This window comes from Streptomyces sp. NBC_01788, assembly GCF_035917575.1.
GTDB lineage: Bacteria > Actinomycetota > Actinomycetes > Streptomycetales > Streptomycetaceae > Streptomyces.
On sequence record NZ_CP109090.1, the window covers coordinates 6,599,152 to 6,624,216 of the forward strand.

17 protein-coding genes and 1 pseudogene are annotated in these 25,065 nt (G+C 70.9%); 13 read left to right on the top strand and 5 right to left on the bottom strand.

What is annotated here, in order from left to right; genetic code table 11:
• The first annotated feature begins 236 nt into the window (after positions 1-236).
• The 3 genes from OIE49_RS30060 (at position 237) to OIE49_RS30070 (ending at position 4,665) form a co-directional block, all read left to right on the top strand.
• Entirely contained in the window at positions 237-1,712 is a 1,476-nt protein-coding gene (locus OIE49_RS30060; RefSeq protein ID WP_326805027.1) for a cellulose binding domain-containing protein, read from the top strand.
• Between the two features lie 88 nt (positions 1,713-1,800).
• The gene (locus tag OIE49_RS30065) at positions 1,801-3,519 is read left to right on the top strand and encodes a glycoside hydrolase family 6 protein (protein ID WP_326805028.1); all 1,719 of its coding nucleotides are present in this window, start codon (positions 1,801-1,803) and stop codon (positions 3,517-3,519) included.
• A gap of 225 nt (positions 3,520-3,744) precedes the next feature.
• Positions 3,745-4,665: a class I SAM-dependent methyltransferase gene (locus OIE49_RS30070; RefSeq protein ID WP_326805029.1), complete on the top strand. Its 921-nt coding sequence runs from the start codon at positions 3,745-3,747 to the stop codon at positions 4,663-4,665.
• Between the two features lie 67 nt (positions 4,666-4,732).
• Here OIE49_RS30070 and OIE49_RS30075 read toward each other — a convergent pair whose 3' ends face one another.
• From OIE49_RS30075 to OIE49_RS30090, 4 genes are all read right to left on the bottom strand, one after another.
• The gene (locus OIE49_RS30075) at positions 4,733-5,428 is read right to left on the bottom strand and encodes a glycoside hydrolase family 75 protein (RefSeq protein WP_401741343.1); all 696 of its coding nucleotides are present in this window, start codon (positions 5,426-5,428) and stop codon (positions 4,733-4,735) included.
• Positions 5,429-5,547: 119 nt separating this feature from the next.
• Entirely contained in the window at positions 5,548-6,384 is an 837-nt protein-coding gene (locus OIE49_RS30080) for an aldo/keto reductase (protein ID WP_326805030.1), read from the bottom strand.
• A gap of 119 nt (positions 6,385-6,503) precedes the next feature.
• Positions 6,504-8,330: an AMP-dependent synthetase/ligase gene (locus tag OIE49_RS30085; RefSeq protein ID WP_326805031.1), complete on the bottom strand. Its 1,827-nt coding sequence runs from the start codon at positions 8,328-8,330 to the stop codon at positions 6,504-6,506.
• 241 nt (positions 8,331-8,571) lie between these two features.
• Positions 8,572-9,444 (bottom strand): LysR substrate-binding domain-containing protein, encoded by an 873-nt coding sequence (locus OIE49_RS30090; RefSeq protein WP_100566774.1) that lies wholly within the window; start codon positions 9,442-9,444, stop codon positions 8,572-8,574.
• Positions 9,445-9,631: 187 nt separating this feature from the next.
• Between OIE49_RS30090 and OIE49_RS30095 the strand changes: the two genes are divergently transcribed.
• On the top strand, positions 9,632-10,645 hold the full coding sequence (locus OIE49_RS30095; protein ID WP_401741371.1) for a bile acid:sodium symporter family protein: 1,014 nt from the start codon (positions 9,632-9,634) through the stop codon (positions 10,643-10,645).
• A gap of 44 nt (positions 10,646-10,689) precedes the next feature.
• Here OIE49_RS30095 and fdhD read toward each other — a convergent pair whose 3' ends face one another.
• Complete coding sequence (gene fdhD / locus OIE49_RS30100) at positions 10,690-11,577, bottom strand: formate dehydrogenase accessory sulfurtransferase FdhD (protein WP_326805033.1); 888 nt, start codon at positions 11,575-11,577, stop codon at positions 10,690-10,692.
• A 221-nt stretch (positions 11,578-11,798) separates the two neighbouring features.
• Here fdhD and OIE49_RS30105 point away from each other — a divergent pair, with 221 nt between their 5' ends.
• The 9 genes and pseudogenes from OIE49_RS30105 (at position 11,799) to OIE49_RS30145 (ending at position 24,401) form a co-directional block, all read left to right on the top strand.
• A complete protein-coding gene (locus OIE49_RS30105) occupies positions 11,799-12,746 on the top strand; it encodes a beta-ketoacyl-ACP synthase III (protein WP_326805034.1) in 948 nt (315 codons plus the stop codon).
• Positions 12,747-12,795: 49 nt separating this feature from the next.
• Positions 12,796-13,302: pseudogene (locus OIE49_RS30110) on the top strand (FCD domain-containing protein); the annotation flags it as partial.
• Positions 13,303-13,509: 207 nt separating this feature from the next.
• Complete coding sequence (locus OIE49_RS30115; RefSeq protein ID WP_326805035.1) at positions 13,510-14,691, top strand: ROK family transcriptional regulator; 1,182 nt, start codon at positions 13,510-13,512, stop codon at positions 14,689-14,691.
• A gap of 173 nt (positions 14,692-14,864) precedes the next feature.
• Positions 14,865-16,421 (top strand): sugar ABC transporter ATP-binding protein, encoded by a 1,557-nt coding sequence (locus OIE49_RS30120; protein WP_326805036.1) that lies wholly within the window; start codon positions 14,865-14,867, stop codon positions 16,419-16,421.
• A complete protein-coding gene (locus OIE49_RS30125; protein ID WP_326805037.1) occupies positions 16,418-17,464 on the top strand; it encodes an ABC transporter permease in 1,047 nt (348 codons plus the stop codon). The genes OIE49_RS30120 and OIE49_RS30125 overlap by 4 nt, the downstream gene beginning before the upstream one ends.
• A 79-nt stretch (positions 17,465-17,543) precedes the next feature.
• On the top strand, positions 17,544-18,584 hold the full coding sequence (locus OIE49_RS30130) for a substrate-binding domain-containing protein (protein WP_326805038.1): 1,041 nt from the start codon (positions 17,544-17,546) through the stop codon (positions 18,582-18,584).
• A gap of 79 nt (positions 18,585-18,663) precedes the next feature.
• Positions 18,664-19,884 (top strand): Gfo/Idh/MocA family protein, encoded by a 1,221-nt coding sequence (locus OIE49_RS30135; protein WP_326805039.1) that lies wholly within the window; start codon positions 18,664-18,666, stop codon positions 19,882-19,884.
• Between the two features lie 12 nt (positions 19,885-19,896).
• Positions 19,897-20,898 (top strand): sugar phosphate isomerase/epimerase family protein, encoded by a 1,002-nt coding sequence (locus OIE49_RS30140; protein ID WP_100566656.1) that lies wholly within the window; start codon positions 19,897-19,899, stop codon positions 20,896-20,898.
• A 347-nt stretch (positions 20,899-21,245) separates the two neighbouring features.
• Positions 21,246-24,401 (top strand): ThuA domain-containing protein, encoded by a 3,156-nt coding sequence (locus tag OIE49_RS30145; RefSeq protein ID WP_326805040.1) that lies wholly within the window; start codon positions 21,246-21,248, stop codon positions 24,399-24,401.
• The last annotated feature ends 664 nt before the right edge of the window (positions 24,402-25,065 follow it).

Sequence of the window (25,065 nt, forward strand, 5' to 3'; positions counted from 1 at the left end):
TGGGAGCGCTCCCATAGTGCGGACGGGTGTCCAGGGGGTCAAGGTCCTTGAAGAGTCGAAAAGATTCGACGCTGTTCAACAGCCTTTAAAAGGCGTTGAGTTGAGGAAGTTCGACAAAAGTTCGCACACCCTCTGTCCTTCGCCGTCACTTGCCGCTACCTTCACTCGAACCAGTGGGAGCGATTCCATCAGTCGACGCGGCCGTCACGGCGCGCCAGAGCTGCAAGGAGTCGCTCATGCGACACCCCCCGCGTTCAGTCCTTTTAGGCATCGCCGGTGCGGTCGCGCTCGTCGGGAGCGTGGTCGTACCGGCGGTCACGGCGCACGGAGCCGCCCCCGCGTGCACGGTGGAGTACACCGTCACCAATCAGTGGGACGCCGGCTTCCAGGGCGACGTGAAGATCACCAACAACCAGGCTCCGCTCAGCAGTTGGAGCCTGACCTTCGACTTCGCCGGCGGACAGAAGGTCACGCAGGGCTGGAACGCCAAGTGGTCCCAGTCCGGTACGAAGGTGACCGCCGCCAACGAGAGCTACAACGGCTCTCTCGGCACCGGCGCGAGCGTCAGCGCGGGCTTCCTCGGCTCCAAGTCGGGGAGCAACCCCGTGCCGACGACGTTCAAGCTCAACGGCACCACCTGCAACGTCGACCCGGGCCCGTCCACACCGCCGACGGACCCGCCGCCGACCGGTGACGGCAAGGCACCCGCCCTGCACGTCTCCGGCAGCAAGCTGGTCGACGCCGCCGGGAACAACCGCCGGCTGCTCGGCGTCAACCGCTCCGGCGGCGAGTTCATGTGCGTCCAGGGCTACGGCATCTGGGACGGCCCCGTGGACGACGCCGCGATCAAGGCGATCGCCGACTGGAAGGCGAACGCCGTCCGTATCCCGCTCAACGAGGAGTGCTGGCTGGGTCTTTCCAACATCAAGCCCGAGTACGCGGGCGCCAACTACATCAACGCGGTCAAGGAGCTGGTGGCCCGCGTCGAGGCGCGCGGCATGACCCCGATCGTCGAACTGCACTGGACCTACGGCCAGTACACCGGCAACTCGGCGGGCTGCTCCGACGTGCACGCCACCTGCCAGAAGCCGATGCCCGACGCCCAGTACACGCCGTCGTTCTGGTCCTCGGTCGCCAGTACCTTCAAGGGTGACCAGGCCGTAGTCTTCGACCTGTTCAACGAGCCCTATCCGGACCGGGCGACCTCCAGCCTCACGGACGCCTGGAAGTGCTGGCGCGACGGCGGCACCTGCCCCGGCATCGGGTACAAGGTCGCCGGCATGCAGAGCCTGGTCGACGCGATCCGCGGCGCCGGGGCGAAGAACGTCGTCCTCGCCGGCGGTCTCGCGTACTCCAACGACCTCGGCCAGTGGCTCACCTACCGGCCCAGCGACCCGGCGGGCAATCTGGGCGCCTCCTACCACGTCTACAACTTCAACACCTGTTCCAGCGCGAGCTGCTGGAACTCCACCCTCGTCCCGGTCGCGGCCCAGGTGCCGCTGGTGGCCGGGGAGATCGGCGAGAACACCTGCTCGCACGGGTTCATCGACCAGGTCATGAAGTGGTTCGACGACCGTGGCCTGTCCTATCTGGGCTGGACCTGGAACACCTGGGACTGCTCCTCCGGGCCGTCCCTGATCTCCGCCTTCGACGGCACGCCCACGGCGTTCGGCGCCGGGCTGCGCGACCATCTGCGCGCCCTGAGTCCCTGAGCCCCTCTCCGCGAGCCCCAGTCCGCACGTCCCTGTCCGAAATCCCGTAACCGCACATCAGGTTCGACAGAAGGAGCAAGTCGCACTCATGAGCCGCACCAGAACATCGATACTCGCCGCCATGGCACTGGTGGCCGGGGCGACGGGAACGGCGCTGACCGCCGCACCCGCCAGCGCCGCGGTCCCCTGTACCGTCGACTACAAGGTCAACCAGTGGGACAGCGGCTTCACCGCCGATGTCACCGTCAAGAACAACGGCGCCGCCAAGTCGAGTTGGTCCCTGAAGTGGACCTACGCCGGTAACCAGAAGGTCACCAGCGCCTGGAACGCGAAGGTCAGCCAGAGCGGTGCCAACGTCACCGCGGCCAACGAGACCTACAACGCCAGCCTCCCGACGGGCGGCTCCGTCAACTTCGGCTTCCAGGGCACCTACAGCGGCACCAACGCGATCCCGGCCTCCTTCAGCCTCGACGGCGTCACCTGCAACGTCGACAACGGCGGCGGCGACCCGGGTGGCGGCGACCCGGGTGGCGGCAACCCCGGCGGCGGCAACGGAAGCCGCGTCGACAACCCGTACGCCGGCGCCAAGGTGTACGTGAACCCGGAGTGGTCCAAGAAGGCCGCCGCCGAGCCCGGCGGCACCAGGGTCTCCAACCAGCCCACCGGCGTCTGGCTCGACCGCATCGCCGCGATCAACGGCGTGAACGGCGGCATGGGCCTGCGCGCCCACCTCGACGAGGCCCTGAAGCAGAAGGGCACCGGCGAAGAGGTCATCCAGGTCGTCGTGTACGACCTGCCGGGACGCGACTGCGCGGCCCTCGCCTCCAACGGCGAGCTCGGCCCGACGGAGATCGACAAGTACAAGTCGCAGTTCATCGACCCGATCGCGGCCATCCTCGGTGACTCCAAGTACTCCTCGCTGCGGATCGTCACCACCATCGAGATCGACTCGCTGCCGAACCTGGTCACCAACACCAGCGGCCGCGCCACCGCCACACCGCAGTGCGACACCATGAAGGCCAACGGCAACTACGTCAAGGGCGTCGGCTACGCGCTCGCCAAGCTCGGCAAGATCGCGAACGTCTACAACTACATCGACGCCGGGCACCACGGCTGGATCGGCTGGGACGACAACTTCGGCCCGTCGGCCGACATCTTCAAGCAGGCGGCCACCAGTGAGGGCGCGTCCGTCAACGACGTGACCGGCTTCATCACCAACACGGCCAACTACAGCGCCCTGAAGGAGAACAACTTCTCCATCACCGACCAGGTCAACGGCGTCTCGGTACGCCAGTCCAAGTGGGTGGACTGGAACCAGTACGTCGACGAGCTGTCGTTCGCGCAGGCCTTCCGCAACAAGCTCGTCTCGGTCGGCTTCAACTCCAACATCGGCATGCTGATCGACACCTCCAGGAACGGCTGGGGCGGATCGGCGCGTCCGGCCGGTCCGGGTGCCAAGACCAGCGTGGACACCTACGTCGACGGCGGGCGCTACGACCGGCGCATCAACACGGGCAACTGGTGCAACCAGGCGGGAGCCGGTCTCGGCGAGCGTCCGAAGGCCGCGCCGGCCACGGGCATCGACGCCTACGTGTGGATGAAGCCTCCGGGGGAGTCCGACGGTTCCAGCTCGGCCATCGCGAACGACGAGGGCAAGGGCTTCGACCGCATGTGCGACCCGACCTACGGGGGCAACCCCCGCAACAACAACAGCATGTCGGGCGCGCTGCCGAACGCTCCGGTCTCCGGGCACTGGTTCTCCGCCCAGTTCCAGGAGCTGATGAAGAACGCCTACCCGGCGCTGTAGTGACCCGCTCATGAGCCGGTGATCCGCCGGGGCCGGCCCTGTCGGCCGGCCCCGGCGGACGGCTCCTCCCCGCGGCCGGGGGGCACCTGCCCCCCGGCCGTACCTTCACGTCCGGCTCCTTGCCGTCCTTCCTCTGCCGTCGCTTTTGCGGCGTCGGCAACAGGAGTGGCCCTCTCCCGGTGCGTCTGCGCAGGCTGACCGCACCCGACGAGAGAGGCTGATCGCATGGCGCACCTACCCCACGCACACCCCGACCACCAGGAGGCCCACCCCGGCGGACACGGCCATCACGGCCACGGTCCGGGCGACATCGACTGGGCCGTCATGGCTCCGCTCCTCGAGGCCCAGGCGGAGCTGTTCACGCCCCTGTACGGGACGGTCATGGCGTGGCTGAGGGAGAAGGCGCCCGAGCCCGGCCTGATCGTCGACGCCGGCAGCGGGCCGGGCGTGGTCTCCTGCCTCTTCGCCGAGGCGTTCCCGGGCGCGCGGGTCGTCGCGGTGGACGGCTCCGATCCGCTCCTCGAGCGGGCCCGGGCCCGCGCGGCCCGCCTCGGTCTGGCCGACCGGCTCGGCACGCTCACCGGTGAACTGCCCGGTGTGCTGGACGAGTTGGAGTATCCGGCGGATCTGCTGTGGGCCGGCAACAGCCTCCACCACCTGGGCGACCAGCGGGCCGCCCTCGCCGCGTTCGCCGAGCGGCTGGCGCCCGGCGGCACGCTCGCCCTGCTGGAGGGCGGCCTGCCCGCCCGGTTCCTGGCCCGTGACATCGGCATCGGCCGGCCGGGCCTGCAGGCCCGGATCGACGTGGTGCAGGAGGACTGGTTCTCGCGCATGCGGGCCGAACTGCCGGGCTCGGTCGCCGAGACCGAGGACTGGCCGGCGCTGCTGGCGTCCGCGGTCCTCGAGCCGACCGGCACCCGCAGCTTCCTGCTCGACCTGCCCGCGCCGGTCTCCGACCAGGCCCGCGCCTATGTCGCCGCCGAACTGAACCGGCTCCGCGAGGCCCTGGACGGCGGCATCACCGCCGAGGACCGCGCCACCCTCGACCGCCTCCTCGACCCCGACGACGAGGCGAGCGTGCACCGCAGGAGCGACCTCTTCGTGCTCAAGGCGTACACGGTGTACACGGCGGTACGGGCCGCCTGAGCAACAGGGGCCCGGCAACCGCGCGCGACACAGTGTCACCGCGCGCTGCCGGGCCCCGGCCACAGTCCTAGTCGGCGGCGACGAACTCCTTCGCCAGCCTCTCGCCCAGGGCGACCGCCGCGCTGTGGCTCTCGATCGGCGAGACCCGGGAGTTCTTGAACAGGATGTAGGTCACTCCGGAGTTCACGCCTCCGGTGGCCGGGTCCGGGTTGATGCCGAGGGCCTTGGCGGTGGCGTACGAGGCCTCGCCGATGATCTCCGAGGGGCCGGTGTCGCCGACCACCGCGTACTCGACCCGGTCGCCGTGGATCACGGCCACCACGCCGCCGCCCCTGATGCCGGCCGCGGCGTAGTCCCAGATGGCGCTCGCGCTCGGCACCACCACGTACGGCAGCGACTCCGCCTCCAGCGGCCGGCCGTCGGACCGGTGGAAGGCCGTGTCGTCGTGGAACCAGGGATCGGCGGTCTCGTTGCAGTGGGTGGTGCGCACGCCGTCGCAGTCGATGTCCATGTCGGCCTTCCAGAACACCACGCCGTTCCCGCCGCACACCGGGACCGTGGCCGGAGCCCCCTCGTCCGTGCGGTACTTGCCGTGGGAGATCTGCCGGCAGGTCGTCACCTTGGCGAGCAGCTCGGCGGCGCCGACCGAGCCTTCCCTGGTGGGCCGCGGTTCCCCGCCGCCGGAGGCGTGTGCGGGGGCCGTTCCGGTGGCGAGCAGGGCGGCACTCAGAGCCGCGGCGAGGGGAGGTCTTCGTATGTGCACGGGGGAGACCCTTCTGTCAGGAAAGTTTCCTTACATGTGGCGCGTCCCGATGGCGACGACGCGCGGCGCGTCCCGGAACCGCCGGGCGGCGGACCGGGACGCACCGCGCCCGGTGAGGATCAGACCACGTCGAACTTCGCCGGGTCCGGGCCCAGGCGCCGGTCCTCGTTCAGGGCGCTGATCGCCCCGAGGTCCTCGTCGTCCAGGCTGAAGCCGAAGACGTCGATGTTCTCCCGGATCCGGGAGGGGGTCACCGACTTCGGGATCACGATGTTGCCGAGCTGGAGGTGCCAGCGCAGCACGATCTGGGCGGGCGTGCGGTTGTGCTTCTGCGCGATCGCCACGATCGCCGGAACCTCCAGCAGGCCCTTGCCCTGGCCGAGCGGGGACCAGGCCTCGGTGGCGATGCCCTGCTCCGCGTGGTATTCGCGGGCGGCGTGCTGCTGGAGGTGCGGGTGCAGTTCGATCTGGTTGACCGCCGGGATCACCGAGGTCTCGGCGATCAGGCGCTCCAGGTGCTCGGGAAGGAAGTTGGAGGTGCCGATCGCCCGGACGCGCCCGTCGGCGAGCAGCTCCTCGAACGCCTTGTAGGAGTCGACGAACTTCCCCCGGGCCGGCGTCGGCCAGTGGATCAGGTACAGGTCCACGTACTCCAGGCCGAGCTTGGCGAGCGATGCGTCGAAGGCGCGCAGCGTGGAGTCGTACCCGTGCTCGCTGTTCCAGAGCTTGGTGGTGACGAAGACCTCCTCGCGGGGGACCCCGGAGGCGGCGATGGCCTTGCCGGTGCCCTCCTCGTTGCCGTAGATCGCCGCAGTGTCGATGCTTCGGTACCCGGCCTCCAATGCCGTGGCGACGGCCCGCTCCGCCTCGTCGTCCGGCACCTGCCAGACTCCGAAGCCCAGCTGGGGCATCTCGACGCCGTTGTTGAGGATGATCGGGGGGACCTTGCTGCTCACTGGCTTCTCGATCCTTCACTTGTCGTCCGGTGTTGCTCCCATCGTCAACGATCACGGGCCGTACCGCATTCCTGGTCGGCCGTTCCGGCCGGAACCGGCCCAGGCGGTGCGGGCCCCGCTCAGACCTGGTACAACGCCTCCACCTCGGCCGCGTACGCGTTCTCGATGGCCTTGCGCTTGAGCTTCAGGGACGGGGTCAGCAGACCGTGCTCCTCGGTGAACGGCTGGGCGAGGACACGGAAGGTGCGGATCGACTCCGCCTGTGAGACCAGTGTGTTGGCGGCGACCACCGCACGGCGGACCTCGGTCTCCAGATCGGGGTCGTGCACCAGCCGGGCCGCAGGCATCCGCGGTTTTCCGCGCATCCGGAGCCAGTGCTCGACGGCCTCCTGGTCGAGGGTGACCAGCGCGGCGACGTAGGGGCGGTCGTTGCCGACGACGATGCACTGGGAGATCAGCGGATGGTCGCGCACCCGCTCCTCCAGCAGCCCCGGCGCCACGCTCTTGCCGCCGGAGGTCACCAGGATCTCCTTCTTGCGGCCGGTGATCGTCAGATAGCCGTCCTCGTCGAGGGAACCGAGGTCGCCGGTGGCCAGCCAGCCGTCGTGCAGAGCCACGTCGGTGGCCTTCTCGTTGTTGAGGTAGCCCTGGAAGACGTTGCTGCCGCGCAGCCAGATCTCGCCGTCGTCGGCGATGTGCACGGTGGTGCCGGGGACGGGCTGCCCGACCGTGCCGTAACGGGTGAGTCCGGGCGGGTTGGCGGTGGCCGCCGCGGTGGTCTCGGTCAGCCCGTAGCCCTCGTAGATCTGCACGCCGGCGCCCGCGAAGAACAGGCCGAGCCGGCGGTCCATCGCCGAGCCGCCGGACATCGCGTTGCGGATCCTGCCGCCCATCGCGGCGCGGACCTTGGAGTACACGAACGTGTCGAAGAACTGGTGCTGCATCCGCAGGCCGGCCGAGGGGCCCGGGCCGATGCCCCACGCCTTGGCCTCGACGGCGTCCGCGTACTTCACGGCGACCTCGACGGCCTTCTCGAACGGCCCGTCCCTGCCCTCCTTCTCCGCCTTGCGGCGGGCCGCGCCGAACACCTTCTCGAAGATGTACGGCACCGCCAGGATGAACGTCGGCCGGAACGCCTGCAGGTCGGGCAGCAGCGCGGAGGCGTTGAGCTGCGGCTGATGGCCGAAACGGACCTTGCCGCGGATCGCGGCGACCTCCACCATCCGGCCGAAGACATGGGCGAGCGGCAGGAACAGCAGCGTCGCCGCCTCGTCGCCCTTCCTGCTGTGGAACACCGGTTCCCAGCGTTCGATCACCGTGTCCGACTCGTACATGAAGTTGCCGTGCGACAGGACGCAGCCCTTGGGCCGGCCGGTGGTGCCGGAGGTGTAGATGACGGTCGCGACCGAGTCCGGGGTGACCGCTTCCCGGTGCCGGTGCACGACGGCGTCGTCGATGTGCGCGCCCGCGTCGTAGAGCCGCGGCACGATGCCGGTGTCGAGCTGCCACAGCTGGCGCAGTCGCGGCAGCCGGTCGATGACGGTGGCGATCGTCATCGCGTGCTCCTCGTGCTCCACGACCGCCGCCGTGACCTCGGCGTCGTACAGCGCCCAGAAGCACTGCTCCGCCGAGGAGGTGGGGTAGAGCGGCACCACCTGGGCGCCGATCGTCCACAGCGCGAAGTCGAACAGCGTCCACTCGTAACGGGTACGGGACATGATCGCGACGCGGTCGCCGAAGCGGATGCCCTGGGCGAGCAGGCCCTTGGCGAGGGCCAGCACCTCGTCGCGGAACTCCGCGCAGGTCACGTCCCGCCATCTGCCGAACTCGTCCTTGCGGCCGAGCGCGATGTGGAGCGGGTCGTCCTGGGCATGCTGGAAGACGACGTCGGCCAGTCCGCCCACCGGCGGTGGCAACGTCGACGGAGGGCTGGTGAACTCGCGCAAACCCCGCTCCCGTTCCTTGTGACGCTCCGCACAGCGCCGTGAAAGCTACCCCAGCGCGACGGGGGCGGCAGGGCCCGCGAAGGCCTCCGGCGCCCCCGCGGACGCCGGAAAATGCGCTCACAAGGGGAAGGGTCGGACAGGTTTCCCTACGGATGAGTAAGGTTCGGTGCCGCTTTCTCCACCGAATCTGTACTGCCCGCTTACGGCCCTCGGGGCGGGCAGGCCCGGGGAGGGGCGCGTTTCAGCCGACGCCGTGCCGGTGGAGGCGGTCGCCGCTGGAGAGGATGGCCGTGGCCAGGGCGTCGGCCGCGTGGTGGGGGGTGTCGTGGCGGCGGCCGTGGACGAGGACGAAGTCGACGCCGCCCAGTTCCGGCAGGCCCGCGCGGTCCGGGACGCGCACCAGACCCGGCGGGATCAGGCCGCGGGAGTGGGCCATCACGCCCAGGCCCGCGCGGGCGGCGGCGATCAGGCCGTTGAGGCTGCCGCTGGTGCAGGCGACGCGCCACGGCCGGCCCTGGCGCTCCAGGGCCTCCAGGGCGAGGGCGCGGGAGATGCCGGGCGGCGGGTAGACGATGAGCGGCACCGGCCGGTCGGGGTCCAGGCGCAGCCGTTCGGCGCCGATCCAGACCATGCGGTCGTGCCAGACCGGTTCGCCGGCCGGATCCTCGGGGCGCCGCTTGGCCAGCACCAGGTCCAGCTTCCCGGCGGCGAGCTGCTCGTGCAGGATGCCCGACAGCTCCACCGTCAGCTCCAAGTCGACCTCGGGATGCTCAGAGCGGAAGCCCGCCAGGACCTCCGGCAGCCGGGTCAGCACGAAGTCCTCCGACGCGCCGAACCGCAGCCGGCCGCGTACCCGGGCGCCGGTGAAGAACGCCGTCGCCTGCTCGTGCACCTGGAGGATCCGGCGCGCGAAGCCCAGCATGGCCTCGCCGTCCTCGGTCAGCTCCACCGAGTGGGTGTCGCGGGCGAAGAGCAGTCTGCCGGTCGCGTCCTCAAGACGGCGCACGTGCTGGCTGACGGTCGACTGACGCAGCCCGAGCCGCCGGGCCGCTCCCGTGAAGCTGAGGGTCTGGGCCACGGTGAGGAAGGTGCGCAGCTGGGCGGGGTCGTACACGAGGGCCACCGTACACCGGTCATCACGAGATGCGATGACAGTCAGAGTCGTATGACGGATTCCCGATCAGCGCCGTGAGGGGCACGATGAAGAGAGGATCCGGGGTCCCGACGGGCTCGTCGCTGCCCGTACCGACCCGAAGAGCACGAGCAAGTGGAGCACCGTGAAACGCCTGCGCCGGACGAACCTGCCGATCGACCCGTACATCGTCCTGCTGCTGGCGACGGTGGGCATCGCGGCACTCCTCCCCGCCCGCGGCGCGGCCGCCCATGTGGCCTCGGGCGCCTCGACCGGCGCGATCGCCCTGCTGTTCTTCCTCTACGGGGTCCGTCTCTCCACCCGCGAGGCATGGGACGGCCTGAAGCACTGGCGGCTGCATGTCACGGTCCTGGCCTGCACCTTCGTGGTCTTCCCGCTGCTCGGGCTGGCCGCCCGCGGACTCGTCCCTGTGCTGCTGAACCAGCCGCTCTACCAGGGCCTGCTCTTCCTCACCCTGGTCCCCTCGACCATCCAGTCGTCGATCGCGTTCACCTCCATCGCCCGCGGCAACGTGCCCGCCGCGATCTGCGCGGGCTCCTTCTCCTCGCTGGTCGGCATCATCCTCACCCCGCTGCTCGTGGCCGTGCTGCTCGGCAGCGGCGGCGGTGGCTTCTCCGGGCACTCGCTGGTCACGATCGTGCTGCAACTGCTCGTGCCGTTCGTCGCCGGGCAGCTTCTCCGGCCATGGATCGGCGGTTTCGTCGGCCGGCACAAGAAGATCCTCGGGCTGGTCGACCGCGGCTCGATCCTGCTCGTCGTCTACACCGCGTTCAGCGAGGGCATGGTGCGCGGCATCTGGCACCAGGTCAGTCCCGCACGGCTCGGCGGCCTGCTGGTCGTCGAGGCCCTGCTGCTCGCCGTGATGCTCGCCCTGACCTGGTACGGCACCCGGGCCCTCGGCTTCTCCCGCGATGACCGCATCGCCGTGCAGTTCGCTGGCTCGAAGAAGTCGCTGGCCTCCGGGCTGCCCATGGCGAGCGTCCTGTTCGGCGCCCATGCCTCGCTCGCCGTGCTGCCGCTGATGGTCTTCCACCAGATGCAGCTCATGGTGTGCGCGGTGATCGCCAAGCGTCGGGCGCGCGACCCCGAGGCGCGGGAGGGGACCGCCGGGCAGGCACCGGCGTCGCGGACCGAGGCCGCCACGGCGAACCGGACCCGTTGATACCTGCGTAGCTTGTGCTTACGGATGCGACGGCCCCGCGCGGGTCAGCCGTGGGTGGCCGCCTCCCGCAGGGTGATCCGCTTCTCGCCCGTGTACACGTTCATGGAGCTGCCCCGCAGGAAGCCGACCAGCGTCAGTCCCGTCTCCGCGGCCAGGTCCACCGCGAGGGACGACGGCGCGGAGACGGCCGCCAGGACGGGGATGCCCGCCATGACGGCCTTCTGCGCCAGTTCGAAGGACGCGCGGCCGGAGACCAGCAGGATGCTGCGGGACAGCGGCAGGCCGCCCTGTTGCAGGGCGCGGCCGACCAGCTTGTCGACCGCGTTGTGCCGGCCCACGTCCTCCCTTATGTCCAGCAGTTCGCCGTCCTCGTCGAACAGGGCCGCCGCGTGCAGCCCCCCGGTGCGGTCGAAGACGCGCTGGGCGGCCCGCAGCCGGTCGGGCAGGGTCGCCAGCAGTTCGGGCCCGACCCGCAGCGGGGGCGCGTCGGAGATCGGCCAGCGGGCCGTCGTACGGACCGCGTCCAGGCTCGCCTTGCCGCACAGGCCGCACGACGAGGTCGTGTACACATTGCGTTCGAGGGTGATGTCGGGCAGGACGACGTCCGGCGCGGTCCGCACATCCACCACGTTGTAGGTGTTCGAGCCTCCCCCAAGCTCTCGGCTTCGCTCGAGCAGGGAGGGACCCCCACCCGTCGCGCCCGCGCAGTACACGATGTTCAGCAGGTCGGACGCGTCGCCCAGCACGCCCTCGCTCACCAGGAAACCGGCCGCCAGCGCGAAGTCGTCACCCGGTGTGCGCATGGTGATCGCGAGCGGCTTGCCGTTCAGCCGGATCTCCAGCGGCTCCTCGGCGACCAGTGTGTCGGGGCGGGACGAGACGGCTCCGTCCCGAATGCGGATCACCTTGCGTCGTTCCGTGACTCGTCCCATGTCCTGATCAGCCTCGGTTCTCTGCGTTCTGCGGCCGAAGCGGCCCCGATGACGTCAATTGTCCTGCACGTGCGGCGGCCCCGGTGGTGAGGGCAGCCCCCGTCTGACGGAAGCCGACAAGCGGGGCCCGTCAATCCTGTGGCTTCACCTGCCGCCTTACCCGTGAGTCACTGATCAGACTGGGGAGTTCCCGCTGTCCACGGTCACGAGGGGGATCACCCATGAACGGCTCACGCATCACCGCCGTCGGTCACTACCAGCCCGCCAAGGTGCTCACCAACGAGGACCTTGAGGGCATCGTGGCGACCAGCGACGAGTGGATCAGGAGCCGGGTGGGCATCAGGACCCGGCACATCGCCGGGCCCGACGAGCCGGTCGACGAGCTCGCCGCGCACGCCGCCGCCAAGGCGCTCGCGGCGGCCGGGCTCACGCCCGGCGACATCGACCTCGTGCTGGTCGCCACCTCCACGGCCACGGACCGCTCCCCGAACACCGCCGCCCGTGTCGCCGCCCGGCTCGGTGTGCCGCGGCCGGCCGCGATGGACCTCAACGTCGTGTGCGCGGGCTTCACCCACGCCCTGGCCACCGCCGACCACACCGTGCGTGCGGGCGCCGCGACCCGCGCCCTGGTGATCGGCGCCGACAAGATGTCCGACGTGACCGACTGGACCGACCGCACGACCTGTGTGCTCGTCGGTGACGGCGCCGGGGCCGCCGTGGTCGAGGCCTGCCGGCCGGGCGAGGAGCCCGGGATCGGGCCGGTGCTGTGGGGCTCGGTGCCCGAGATGGGGCACGCGGTGCGGATCGAGGGCACGCCCCCGCGGTTCGCGCAGGAGGGGCAGAGCGTCTACCGGTGGGCCACCACGCAGTTGCCGCCGCTGGCCCGGCAGGCCTGCGAGCGGGCCGGACTCACGCCCGAGCAGCTCGCCGGGGTCGTCCTGCACCAGGCCAACCTGCGCATCATCGAGCCGCTCGCCGCGAAGCTGGGAGCCGTCAACGCCGTGGTCGCCCGTGACGTCAGCGTGTCCGGCAACACCTCGGCCGCGAGCATCCCGCTGGCGCTGTCCAAGCTCATCGAGCGGGGCGAGGTGACCACCGGCGACCCGGTGCTGCTGTTCGGCTTCGGCGGCAATCTCTCCTACGCCGGGCAGGTCGTGCGCTGCCCCTGAGCGGCGGCCGTCGGGGCCGGGCGGGCTCGAACGCCCCGGCCCTCTGCGCATGCGCGTCCACGAGGCCCTGCTGGAGCTCATCACCATCCGCGCCCTCCAGCCGGTCCGGCACCCCGTCGAGAACGCACTCGCCGGACCCCTCGGCGTCTCCCGGCAGCCGGTGCGCGAGGCGCTCCCGCGACTGAACGCCGAGGGGCGGGGCGATCCGCGGCCCGCCCCGAGCGCCTTCGTGCACGAGCCGGCGGAGCAGGAGGCCGACCGGCTCCTCAGCGTGTGCGTGCTCCTGAAGGCCGAGGCGGCCCGCCTTGCCGCCGATGATGTGGACCGGGACGCGTCGCCCGCTTCCACGCCAAGGTCGTCGGGCCGGCCGGCAACGCGGTGCTGGCCGAGCCGGCGGCCCGGGTCGACCGGCGGGTGCGCTGGTACCGCACTCCCGCACCCCCGGTGGCCCGGCAGCGCGGCCGCCGGCCCTGGATCGAGCACCGTCGCGCTCGTCGAGGCGATGGCCGACCGGGACGAGTGGCGCGCCACCCGCCGGATGCGCGAGCACACGGAGCCTGATTCCCACGAGGACCCGGCTCGGGGCCCTCGCTCGGCGTTCCCGACTTTGTCCTGTCGGTGGGAAAAGTTGGTGGCAATCCATGCGCAACTTCTTCCCAGTTCCGGCAGTCGCTGCTACGTTCCTCTCTCAAGCAGGCGGCCAGGTGGCCGAAATTACCCTGTGCGCAGGCCGAATTGAGGCGGGGAGGGGCACGTGAGACGTATGACGGCACGACCCGCCAACACCCATCAGGCCCGGCTGCTCAAGCTGTTGCGCGACGGGGGACCCAGCTCCCGGGCCCAACTCGGCGACAGCGTCGAGCTGTCCCGGTCGAAGCTGGCCGTGGAGGTGGACCGGCTCCTGGAGACGGGACTGGTCGTCGCCGACGGACTCGCCGCCTCGCGCGGCGGCCGCCGCTCCCACAACGTCCGCCTCGCCCCCGAACTGCGCTTCCTGGGCGTCGACATCGGCGCGACCTCGGTCGACGTCGCGGTCACCAACGCGGAACTGGAAGTGCTCGGACACCTCAACCAGCCGCTGGACGTGCGCGAGGGACCCGTCGCGGTCTTCGAGCAGGTCCTCGCCATGGCCGCGAAGTTGCGGGCCTCGGGGCTCGCGGAGGGCTACGACGGCGCCGGCATCGGTGTCCCCGGTCCCGTCCGCTTCCCCCAGGGCGTCCCCGTGGCACCCCCGATCATGCCGGGCTGGGACGGCTTCCCCGTACGGGAGGCGCTCAGCCAGGAACTCGGCTGCCCGGTCATGGTCGACAACGACGTGAACCTCATGGCGATGGGGGAGCAGCACGCGGGCGTCGCCCGCTCCGTGGGCGACTTCCTCTGCGTCAAGATCGGCACCGGCATCGGCTGCGGCATCGTCGTCGGCGGCGAGGTCCACCGCGGTACGACCGGCAGCGCGGGCGACATCGGGCACATCCAGGCCGTGCCCGGCGGACGCCCGTGCGTCTGCGGCAACCAGGGCTGCCTGGAGGCCCACTTCAGCGGCGCCGCCCTGGCCCGGGACGCGCTGGAGGCGGCCCAGCAGGGCCTGTCGGCCGAACTCGCGACCCGGCTGGAGGCGAACGGCGCCCTCACCGGCGTCGACGTGGCCGCCGCGGCCGCCGCGGGCGACGCCACCTCCCTCGGCCTGATCCGGGAGGGCGGCACCCGCACCGGCCAGGTCATCGCCGGACTCGTCTCCTTCTTCAACCCCGGTCTCGTGGTGATCGGCGGCGGGGTCACCGGCCTCGGCCACACCCTGCTCGCCGCGATCCGCACCCAGGTCTACCGCCAGTCGCTGCCCCTGGCGACCGGCAACCTGCCCATCGTCCTGGGCGAGTTGGGGGCCGCCGCCGGAGTCATCGGCGCGGCCCGGCTCATCAGCGACCACCTGTTCTCGCCGGCCTGACCGGCGCGCACCACCTGGCACCACCTCGCACCACCGGTACGCCCCGCACCACCCGCACACAGCACGGCACCACCACCGGTACGTCCCGAGTACACCAGCCCGCCCCGCGTACACCAGCCACGCGTACGTCAGCCCTGCCCTGAGACCGGCCGTATCCGCCGAGGGGAACCACCATGGCTCCAGAACCACCCCTGCTCAGCATGTCCGGCATCACCAAGTCGTTCCCCGGAGTCCGCGCCCTGGACGGAGTCGACCTGGAGGTACAGGCCGGAGAAGTACACTGCCTGCTCGGCCAGAACGGCGCCGGGAAGTCCACCCTCATCAAGGTCCTCGCCGGGGCCCACCAGCCCGACGACGGGACGATCGTCTGGCGGGGCGAGCCCACCACCCTGAAGTCCCCGATCGCCGCCATGCGCCTGGGCATCGCCACCATCTACCAGGAACTCGACCTGGTGGGACACCTGTCCGTCGCCGAGAACGTCTTCCTCGGCCACGAACCCACCACCGCCGGATTCGTCGTTCGCGGCCGCGAGGCCCGCTCCGCCACCGCCGTCCTCCTCAAGCGGCTCGGCCACCCCGAGATCGACCCGGGCCGGCTCGTCGGCGACCTCTCCGCCGCCCAGCAGCAGGTCGTCTCCATGGCCCGGGCCCTCTCCCACGACGTCCGGCTCATCGTCATGGACGAACCGTCGGCCGCCCTCGACCCGGACGAGGTCGACAACCTCTTCCGCATCGTCGGCGACCTCACCGCGGCCGGCGTCGCCGTCGTCTACATCTCCCACCGCCTGGAGGAGATCCGCCGCATCGGCGACCGGGTCACCGTCCTCAAGGACGGCCGCGCCGTCGCCGGCGGACTGCCCGCCGAGTCCACCCCGACTAGCGAGATCGTCTCCCTGATGACGGGCCGCAACGTCGAGTACGTCTTCCCGCCGCGTCCGACGGCCGACACCGCGCACCTCGCGCCCGTCCTCACCGTCGAAGGACTCGCCCGCGACGGCGAGTTCGCCCCCCTCGACCTCGAAGTGCGGCCCGGCGAGATCGTCGGCCTCGCCGGACTCGTCGGCTCCGGCCGCTCCGAGATCCTGGAGACCGTCTACGGCGCCCGCAAGCCCAGCGCGGGCCGCGTCCTCGTCGACGGCACACCGTTGCGCCCCGGCAGCGTGCGCTCCGCGGTTCGTGCCGGACTCGGGCTCGCCCCCGAGGAACGCAAGGCCCAGGGCCTGCTGATGCTGGAGTCCGTCACCCGCAACGTCAGCGTCTCCACACTGTCCCGCTTCGCCCGCGGCGGCTGGCTCGACCGGCGCGCGGAACGCAACGCCGCCCGGCAGGCCACCCGCGAACTCTCCCTGCGCCCCGACAACCCCGACACCCCGGTGCGCACCCTCTCCGGCGGCAACCAGCAGAAGGCGGTCCTCGCCCGCTGGCTGCTGCGCGGCTGCCGCGTCCTGCTCCTGGACGAACCCACCCGCGGTGTCGACGTCGGCGCCCGCGCCGAGCTGTACGCGGTGGTGCGCCGACTCGCCGACGAGGGCCTGGCGGTGCTGCTGGTCTCCAGCGAGATACCCGAGGTCCTCGGCCTCGCCGACCGCGTCCTTGTGCTCCGCGAGGGGCTCGTCGTCCACACGGCACCCGCCCGGGAGCTGGACGAACACCGCGTACTCGACCTGGCCATGGAAGGAACCCCCGTGTCCACGCAGTCCGTAACCGAGGAAGGGAGCGCGACGTCATGACGCAGCCCGCCACCCCGGCCCAGCACGGCGGACCCGACGCCGGGCCGCCGCCCGCCGCCCGCGCGGACACCCCGAAGGGCGACGCCGGTCCGCTGCGCGTCCTGTGGGCCCGCGCCGACGTGCGCACCCTGTCGCTGCTCGGCGTGCTCGCCGTCCTCGTCCTCATCGGCGGCATCACCAAACCCGACGCGTTCCTGGACACCCGCAACCTGCAACTGGTGCTCACCCAGGCGTCCATCATCGGTGTCGTCACCGTCGGGATGACCTTCGTCATCATGAGCGGCGGCATCGACCTGTCCGTCGGCGCGATCGTCGGCCTCGCCTCCGTCTGGGCCACCACCGTGGCCACCCAGGAGTACGGCTTCGTGGGCGTGCTGTTCACCGCGGTGCTCGTCGGCGTCGGGTGCGGACTCGTCAACGGCGTCCTCATCGCGTACGGCGGCATGGTCCCGTTCATCGCCACCCTCGCCATGCTCGCCTCCGCACGCGGTCTCGCCCTGCAGATCACCGGCGGCAAGACCCAGATCGTCACCATCGACGGGATCCTGAGCCTCGGCAACCGCGACTCCTACGTCCTCGGCGTGCCGCCGCTGGTCCTGGTCTTCGCCGCCGTCACCGTCATCGGCTGGCTCGTGCTGAACCGCACCACGTTCGGGCGGCGCACCGTCGCCGTCGGCGGCAACCCGGAGGCGGCCCGGCTGGCGGGCATCGACGTACGCCGCCAGCGCCTCTACCTCTACCTGCTGTCCGGGCTGTGCTGCGGCATCGCTGCCTTCCTGCTGATCGTCCTGGCCGGTTCCGGCCAGAACACCAACGGCAACCTGTACGAACTCGACGCCATCGCCGCCGCGATCATCGGCGGGACCCTGCTGAGCGGCGGCCGGGGCACCATCGTCGGCTCCGTCCTCGGCGTCCTGATCTTCATCACGATCAGCAACATCTTCGCCCTGAACAACCTCGAGACCGCTGTCCAGCAGATCGCCAAGGGCGCCATCATCGTCGCCGCCGTCCTCGTCCAGCGGCGCACCGCCTCCACCACCTAGCCCCGCGGCGTACCGCCTCCACCACCTAGCCCAGCCGAGCCGCCCGCTCCGTACGGCCCTCACCGGAAAGGCCATCGCCATGCCCCAGACACCGAGCCGCAGAGGCCTGCTCTTCGGCGGCGCCGCCGTCGGCGCCACCGCCTTCCTCGCCGCCTGCACCAGCAACGAGCCCAAGAACGACAAGCCCGCGGCGAACGACCAGCCCGCCGCCGACGACCAGCCCGGCAAGGCGGTCACCATCGGCTTCGCCGGCCCGCAGGCCGACCACGGCTGGCTCAACGCGATCAACGAGAACGCCAAGAGCCGCGCCAAGAAGTACTCCGACGTCACCCTGGAGATCACCGAGGGCTCCAACGACACCGCCGCGCAGATCGGCCAGATCGAGACCCTCATCAACAAGAAGGTCGACGTGCTGGTGATCCTGCCCGCCGACGGCAAGGCACTCACCCAGGTCGGACTGAAGGCGATGCGTGCGGGCATCCCCGTCGTCAACCTCGACCGGGTCTTCAACTCCCCGCAGGCGTACCGCTGCTGGATCGGTGGCGACAACTACGGGATGGGCTTCAACGCCGGGCAGTACATCGGCGAGCAGCTCAAGGGCAAGGCGAACGCGAAGGTCGTCGAACTCGCCGGCCTGGACAACCTGGAGCTGACCAAGCAGCGCACCCAGGGCTTCGACGACGCGCTGAAGAACTACCCCAACATCACCAAAGTGGCGCGTCAGGCGGCCGAGTTCACCGTCGAGTCCGGCCAGGCGAAGATGTCCCAGCTCCTCCAGGCGCAGAAGCACATCGACGCGCTGTGGAACCACGACGACGACCAGGGCGTCGGCGCGCTGCGCGCCATCGAGCAGGCCGGCCGCGACGAGTTCTTCATGGTCGGCGGCGCCGGCGCGCTCTCCGCGTTCGAACAGATCAAGCAGGACAAGGGCGTCCTGAAGGCCACCGTGCTGTATCCGCCCACGATGGCCGCGTCCGCGATCGACCTGGCCCGCGCGCTGGGCCAGGGCAAGGGCGTGTCCGGCATGGCGGAGTTCGAGATCCCGGCGTCCATCACCCTGTACTCCGCCGTGGTCGACAAGACCAACGTGGACCAGTACATGCCCACCGGCTTCAAGTGATGGACGCGGCCAACCCCCCACCTCGCAATCACGGCGTCGGGAACGCCGCTGCGAACGTTGACGAGAAGGAGTTATCGGTATGGGCCTGAAGGGACAGTCGGAGCAGGCCGAGAGCGAGCCCGCGGCCGGGAAGCCTCCGCTGCGTGTCGGCATGGTCGGCTACGCCTTCATGGGCGCCGCCCACTCCCAGGGCTGGCGCACCGTGGGCCGCGTCTTCGACCTGCCGCACCGGCCCGTACTGGCCGTCGTCGCCGGGCGTGACGGGGCGGCCGTGCGGGGCGCGGCCGCCCGGCTCGGCTGGGCCGACACCGAGACCGACTGGCGCGCTCTGATCGCCCGCGACGACGTCGACCTCATCGACATCTGCACGCCGGGCGACAGCCATGCGGAGATCGCCGTGGCCGCCCTGGAGGCGGGCAAGCACGTGCTGTGCGAGAAACCCCTCGCCAACTCGGTCGAGGAGGCGCGGGCGATGACCGAGGCGGCCGAGCGGGCGCGGGCCCGCGGCCAGGTCGCCATGGTCGGCTTCAACTACCGGCGGCTGCCCGCGACCGCCCTGGCCCGCCGCATGGTCGCCGAGGGCCGCCTCGGCACCCTGCGGCACGTACGCGTCAGTTACCTCCAGGACTGGCTCGTCGACCCCGAGTTCCCGCTGACCTGGCGGCTGCGCAAGGACGCGGCGGGCTCCGGCGCCCTCGGCGACCTGGGCGCCCACATCGTCGACCTCGCCCAGTACCTCGTGGGCGAGGCGATCACCGGGGTGTCCGCGGTCACCGAGACGTTCGTCCGGCAGCGCCCGCTGCCGGCCGGGGCGGCGGCCGGGCTCAGCGGCGTCGGCGGCCGCGGCCTGGGGGAGGTCACCGTCGACGACGCGGCCCTGTTCACCGCCCGGTTCGGCTCGGGCGCGCTCGCCTCCTTCGAGGCGACCCGGTTCGCCTCCGGCCGCAAGAACGCGCTGCGCATCGAGCTCAACGGGTCCCACGGCTCGCTAGCGTTCGACCTGGAACGGCTCAACGAGCTCTCGTACCACGACCACACCGAACCCGGGGTGAGCGCCGGCTTCCGGCGGATCCTCGTCACCGAACCCGACCACCCCTATCTCGCGGCCTGGTGGCCGCCGGGCCACGGCCTCGGCTACGAGCACAGCTTCGTCCACCAGGCCCGCGACCTGGTGCTCGCGATCGCCGCGGGCACCGCGCCCGAACCGTCCTTCGCCGACGGGCTCCAGGTCCAGCGCGTCCTGGCCGCCGTCGAGGAGAGCGCGGCGAAGAATTCCCTCTACACGCCCGTCCCGGTCTAGGGAGGCCCGGTCATGCCACGTTCGTTCACCCTGTTCACCGGCCAGTGGGCCGACCTCCCGCTGGAGGAGGTCTGCCGGCTGGCCCGTGACTTCGGCTACGACGGACTCGAACTCGCCTGCTGGGGAGACCACTTCGAGGTCGACAAGGCGCTGGCCGACCCCGCCTATCTCGACGGGCGGCGCGCGCTGCTCGACAAGTACGGCCTCAAGTGCTGGGCGATCTCCAACCACCTGGTCGGCCAGGGGGTCTGCGACCACCCGATCGACGAGCGCCACCGCGGCATCCTGCCGGCCCGCATCTGGGGCGACGGGGAGCCCGAAGGCGTACGGCAGCGGGCCGCCGCGGAGTTGAAGGACACGGCGCGGGCGGCGGCCGCGTTCGGCGTCGACACCGTCATCGGCTTCACCGGCTCCTCGATCTGGCACCTGGTCGCCATGTTCCCGCCCGTGCCGCCGGGCATGATCGAACGCGGCTACCAGGACTTCGCCGAGCGCTGGAACCCGATCCTCGACGTGTTCGACGCCGAGGGCGTCCGCTTCGCGCACGAGGTGCACCCCGGCGAGATCGCGTACGACTACTGGACCACCCGGCAGGCCCTGGACGCGGTGGACAACCGACCCGCGTTCGGGCTGAACTTCGACCCGAGCCACTTCGTCTGGCAGGACCTCGACCCCGTCGGCTTCCTGTGGGACTTCCGGGACCGGATCTACCACGTGGACTGCAAGGAGGCCCGCAAGCGCCTCGACGGGCGCAACGGCCGCCTCGGCTCCCACCTGCCGTGGGGCGATCCCCGGCGCGGCTGGGACTTCGTCTCCGCCGGGCACGGTGACGTGCCGTGGGAGGACGTCTTCCGGATGCTGCGGTCCATCGACTACACCGGCCCCGTGTCGGTGGAGTGGGAGGACGCCGGCATGGACCGGCTCCAGGGCGCCCCCGAGGCGCTGCGGCGCCTCAAGGCGTTCGACTTCGACCCGCCGAGCGCGTCGTTCGACGCGGCCTTCGGCAGGGAGTAGCTCCGCGGGTTGGCTCCGCCGGTTCGGCGGGGGCGCGGAGAGCCGTTCCGGGCGTTGTCCGCCGGCGGCTGCGGGTCTGTTGTGGCTGGTCGCGCCCACGCGGCGGAGCCGCATGTCGACACAGCCTCGCGCCCCTTTGGGGCGCGGGGTGCGCCCCGCTGCCCCGCGCCTGCTTTGTCCTCACACTGGAAAAAGAACAACTTCTCTTCTGCGCAAGGACTACCCGACTCCGACAAAGCCAGCTACGGTCCCGGAGTTGTACAGGTCCCGCACATCTCCGGGGTGACGGCGCACCCCGGCGCATCGCAACCGCCCCGTACGACCCCCACCCTCCCGGAGGGATCTTCGTGCACAGGAAACGTCCCAGATTCCGCAAGGCACTCGCTCTTCTCACCGGCTCACTCCTCGCGGGCAGCTCGCTCGCGCTCGCCGCGCCGCCGGCGAGCGCCCACGGCCCCGGTGCCGACAGACCGGCCGCGGCGGCCGCCGAGGACTTCCAGCAGGTCACCCTCGCCAAGGGCGCCCCCGAGGTCGGCGAGCCGATGTCGCTGGCCGTGCTCCCGGACCGCAGCGTCCTGCACACCTCCCGCGACGGCACGCTGCGGCTGACCGACGCTCAGGGCAACACGTCCGTGGCCGGCAAGCTGGCCGTCTACGACCACGACGAGGAGGGGCTCCAGGGCATCGGGATCGACCCCGACTTCGCCGAGAACCGCTTCGTCTACCTCTACTACGCGCCGCCGCTGAACACCCCGCCCGGCGACGCTCCCGAGAACGGCACCGCCGCCGACTTCGCCCCCTTCGACGGCGTCAACCGGCTCTCCCGCTTCGTGCTGAAGCAGGACGGCACGCTGGACGTGTCCAGCGAGAAGAACGTCCTCGAGGTCAAGACGTCCCGCGGCATGTGCTGCCACGTCGGCGGCGACATCGACTTCGACAAGGACGGCAACCTCTACCTGTCGACCGGCGACGACTCCAACCCCTTCTCGTCCGACGGCTACACGCCCATCGACGAGCGGTCGACCCGGAACCCGGCGTTCGACGCCCAGCGCACCTCGGGCAACACCAACGACCTGCGGGGCAAGATCCTGCGGATCAAGGTCAAGCCGGACGGCTCCTACGACATCCCCGAGGGCAACCTCTTCGCCCCGGGCACCGCGAAGACCCGTCCCGAGATCTACGCGATGGGCTTCCGCAACCCGTTCCGGTTCAGCATCGACAAGCCCACCGGCACCATCTACATCGGCGAGTACGGGCCGGACGCCGGCGCCGCGAACCCCAACCGCGGTCCCTCCGGGATGGTCGAGTTCAACCGCGTGACCAAGCCCGGCAACTACGGCTGGCCCTACTGCGTCGGCAAGAACGAGGCGTACATCAAGTACGACTTCGCCACCAAGCAGTCCGGTGCGGCCTTCGACTGCTCGGCGCCGAAGAACACCTCCCCGAACAACACCGGCCTGGTCGACCTCCCGCCGGCCCAGCCGGCCTGGATCGACTACGACGGCGGCTCCATCCCCGAGTTCGGCAACGGCTCCGAGTCCCCGATGGGCGGCCCGGTCTACCGCTACGACCCCGACCTGAACTCGCCCGCCAAGTTCCCCGAGGCCTACGACGGGGACTTCTTCGCCGGTGAGTTCGGCCGCCGGTGGATCAAGCGGATCGAGCAGGACGACGACGGCACCGTCAAGTCCATCAACCCCTTCCCCTGGTCCGGCACCCAGGTGATGGACATGGCCTTCGGCCCGGACGGCGCCCTCTACGTCCTGGACTACGGCCTGTCCTGGTTCGGCGGCGACGAGAACTCCGCGCTGTACCGCATCGAGAACGTCACCAACGGCCATGCGCCGACCGTGACCGCCACGTCGGACAGGACGTCGGGCAAGGCGCCCCTGAAGGTGTCCTTCTCCGCGACCGGCAAGGACGCCGACGGCGACGCGCTCACCTACGGCTGGGACTTCGGTGACGGGACCACCGGCACCGGTCAGTCGCCCCAGCACACGTACCGCACCAACGGCACGTACACCGCCACCGTCACCGTGACGGACCCGACCGGCTACACCGCGACCGCCAACGTCCACGTGGTCGTCGGCAACACCGCGCCCACGGTGACCTTCCAGACGCCGGCCGACGGCACGCTGTTCCAGTTCGGTGACACCATCCCGTTCAAGGTGAAGGTCACCGACCCCGAGGACAAGAAGATCGACTGCTCCAAGGTCACCGTCCGCTACATCCTCGGCCACGACAGCCACGGCCACCCGATCACCTCGGCCACCGGCTGCGAGGGCACCATCTCCGTGCCTGCCGACGGCGAGCACGACCCCAACGCCAACATATTCGGCGTCCTGGACGCCGAGTACACCGACAACGGCGGCGGCGGTCAGGAGGCGCTGACCACCCACGCCCAGGTCGTGCTCCAGCCCCGCCACCGGCAGGCCGAGCACTTCAGCAGCCAGAGCGGCATCCGCACCTACGACAAGACCGAGGCGCACGGCGGCAGGACCGTCGGCGACATCGACAACGGTGACTGGATCTCGTTCAAGCCGTACAACCTGAGCGGCGCCCAGACGCTCACCGCGCGGGTGTCCTCCGGCGGCGCCGGCGGGTACCTGGAGGTCCGCACCGGAGGTCCCAACGGCACTCTGCACGGCTCCGGGGTCGTCCCGGTGACCGGCGGCTGGGAGACCTTCCAGGACATCGACATCCCGCTCAGCAAGCTGCCGAAGAAGACCACCGAGCTGTACCTGGTCTTCAAGGGCGGTGACGGAGCGCTCTTCGACGTCGACGACTTCATGATCTCCGACAAGAAGCCCGCGAAGAACGACAAGCGCGTCCTGGTCTTCTCCAAGACGGCCGGCTTCCGGCACGACTCCATCGAGACCGGCGTGCGGGCCCTGAAGGACCTCGGCGGGCAGAGCGGCATCACCGTCGACTCCACGGAGGAGGCGCAGCAGTTCACCACCGCCAACCTCGCCCGCTACGACGCCGTCGTCTTCCTGTCCACCACCGGCACCGTGCTGAACGCCGACCAGAAGAAGGCGTTCGAGAAGTACATCGCCGGCGGCGGCGGTTACATGGGCATCCACGCCGCGGCCGACACCGAGTACGAGTGGCCGTTCTACGGCGGCCTGGTCGGCGCGTACTTCGACTCGCATCCGCAGATCCAGAAGGCCACCGTCCTGGTGCCCCAGCACGACCACCCGGCCACCAAGGGTCTCGACGACGCGTGGGACCGCACGGACGAGTGGTACAACTACCGATCCAACCCGCGTGACCACGCCCGGGTGCTGGCCACCCTGGACGAGAGCACGTACCAGGGCGGCAAGATGAACGGCGACCACCCGATCGCCTGGTGCCAGGCCTACCAGGGCGGGCGCTCCTTCTACACCGGCCTCGGCCACACCAAGGAGTCCTACGCCGAGGACGGCTTCCGCAGTCATCTGCTCGGTGGCCTGAAGTACGTCACCGGCCAGGAGAAGGCGGACTGCAAGCCGCGCAAGGCCTGACCGCCGCCGCCCGCCGAGGGCGCCCGAATCGGCGGCGGGCGAGAGACGCCGGACTCCCGCCCGCCGCCCCACTCACCGGCCGGGGCCGCAGGCCCCTCGACGGGGGCCTACGGCCCCGCCCCCCGGCACCTGGCTCGACCCGGGGCCTGGCTCGGCCCGGTGACCCGGTCCAGGCCGAGTCCCGGCCCAGGTCCAGGTCCGGTCCGGGCCCGGCCCAGGTCCAGGTCCGGTCCGGGCCCAGGTCCAGGTCCGGGCCTGGCCCAGGTCCAGGTCCAGGTCCGGTCCGGGCCCGGCCCAGGAACAGGTCTGATCCGGTCCAGGCCCGGCCAAGGCCCTACCCGGCCAACGCCCGGTGACCCGGCCCAGGCTGAGTCCCGGACCAGGCCAAGGGCCGACGATCCGGACCAGGCCAAGGGCCGGCGACCCGGACCAGGCCAAGGGCCGGCGACCCGGACCAGGCCAAGGGCCGGCGATCCGGACCAGGCCAAGGGCCGGCGACCCGGGCCGGACCGAGTCCCGGACCGGACCGAGTCCCGGACCGGACCGAATCCCGGACCGGACCGAGTCCCGGACCAGGCCGGGTCCTGGCTCCGGCCAAGGCCCCGGTCCCGGCCAAGGCCCCGGTCCCGGCCAAGGCCCGGTCCAGGCCGAGTCCCGGTCCAGG

Coding starts and splice junctions, on each gene's coding strand:
- OIE49_RS30125 (WP_326805037.1), top strand. CDS start 16,418: ATGACGCAGCCCGCCACCCCGGCCCAGCACGGCGGACCCGACGCCGGG.
- fdhD (WP_326805033.1), bottom strand. CDS start 11,577: ATGGGACGAGTCACGGAACGACGCAAGGTGATCCGCATTCGGGACGGA.
- OIE49_RS30060 (WP_326805027.1), top strand. CDS start 237: ATGCGACACCCCCCGCGTTCAGTCCTTTTAGGCATCGCCGGTGCGGTC.
- OIE49_RS30070 (WP_326805029.1), top strand. CDS start 3,745: ATGGCGCACCTACCCCACGCACACCCCGACCACCAGGAGGCCCACCCC.
- OIE49_RS30065 (WP_326805028.1), top strand. CDS start 1,801: ATGAGCCGCACCAGAACATCGATACTCGCCGCCATGGCACTGGTGGCC.
- OIE49_RS30115 (WP_326805035.1), top strand. CDS start 13,510: ATGACGGCACGACCCGCCAACACCCATCAGGCCCGGCTGCTCAAGCTG.
- OIE49_RS30105 (WP_326805034.1), top strand. CDS start 11,799: ATGAACGGCTCACGCATCACCGCCGTCGGTCACTACCAGCCCGCCAAG.
- OIE49_RS30120 (WP_326805036.1), top strand. CDS start 14,865: ATGGCTCCAGAACCACCCCTGCTCAGCATGTCCGGCATCACCAAGTCG.
- OIE49_RS30140 (WP_100566656.1), top strand. CDS start 19,897: ATGCCACGTTCGTTCACCCTGTTCACCGGCCAGTGGGCCGACCTCCCG.
- OIE49_RS30135 (WP_326805039.1), top strand. CDS start 18,664: ATGGGCCTGAAGGGACAGTCGGAGCAGGCCGAGAGCGAGCCCGCGGCC.
- OIE49_RS30130 (WP_326805038.1), top strand. CDS start 17,544: ATGCCCCAGACACCGAGCCGCAGAGGCCTGCTCTTCGGCGGCGCCGCC.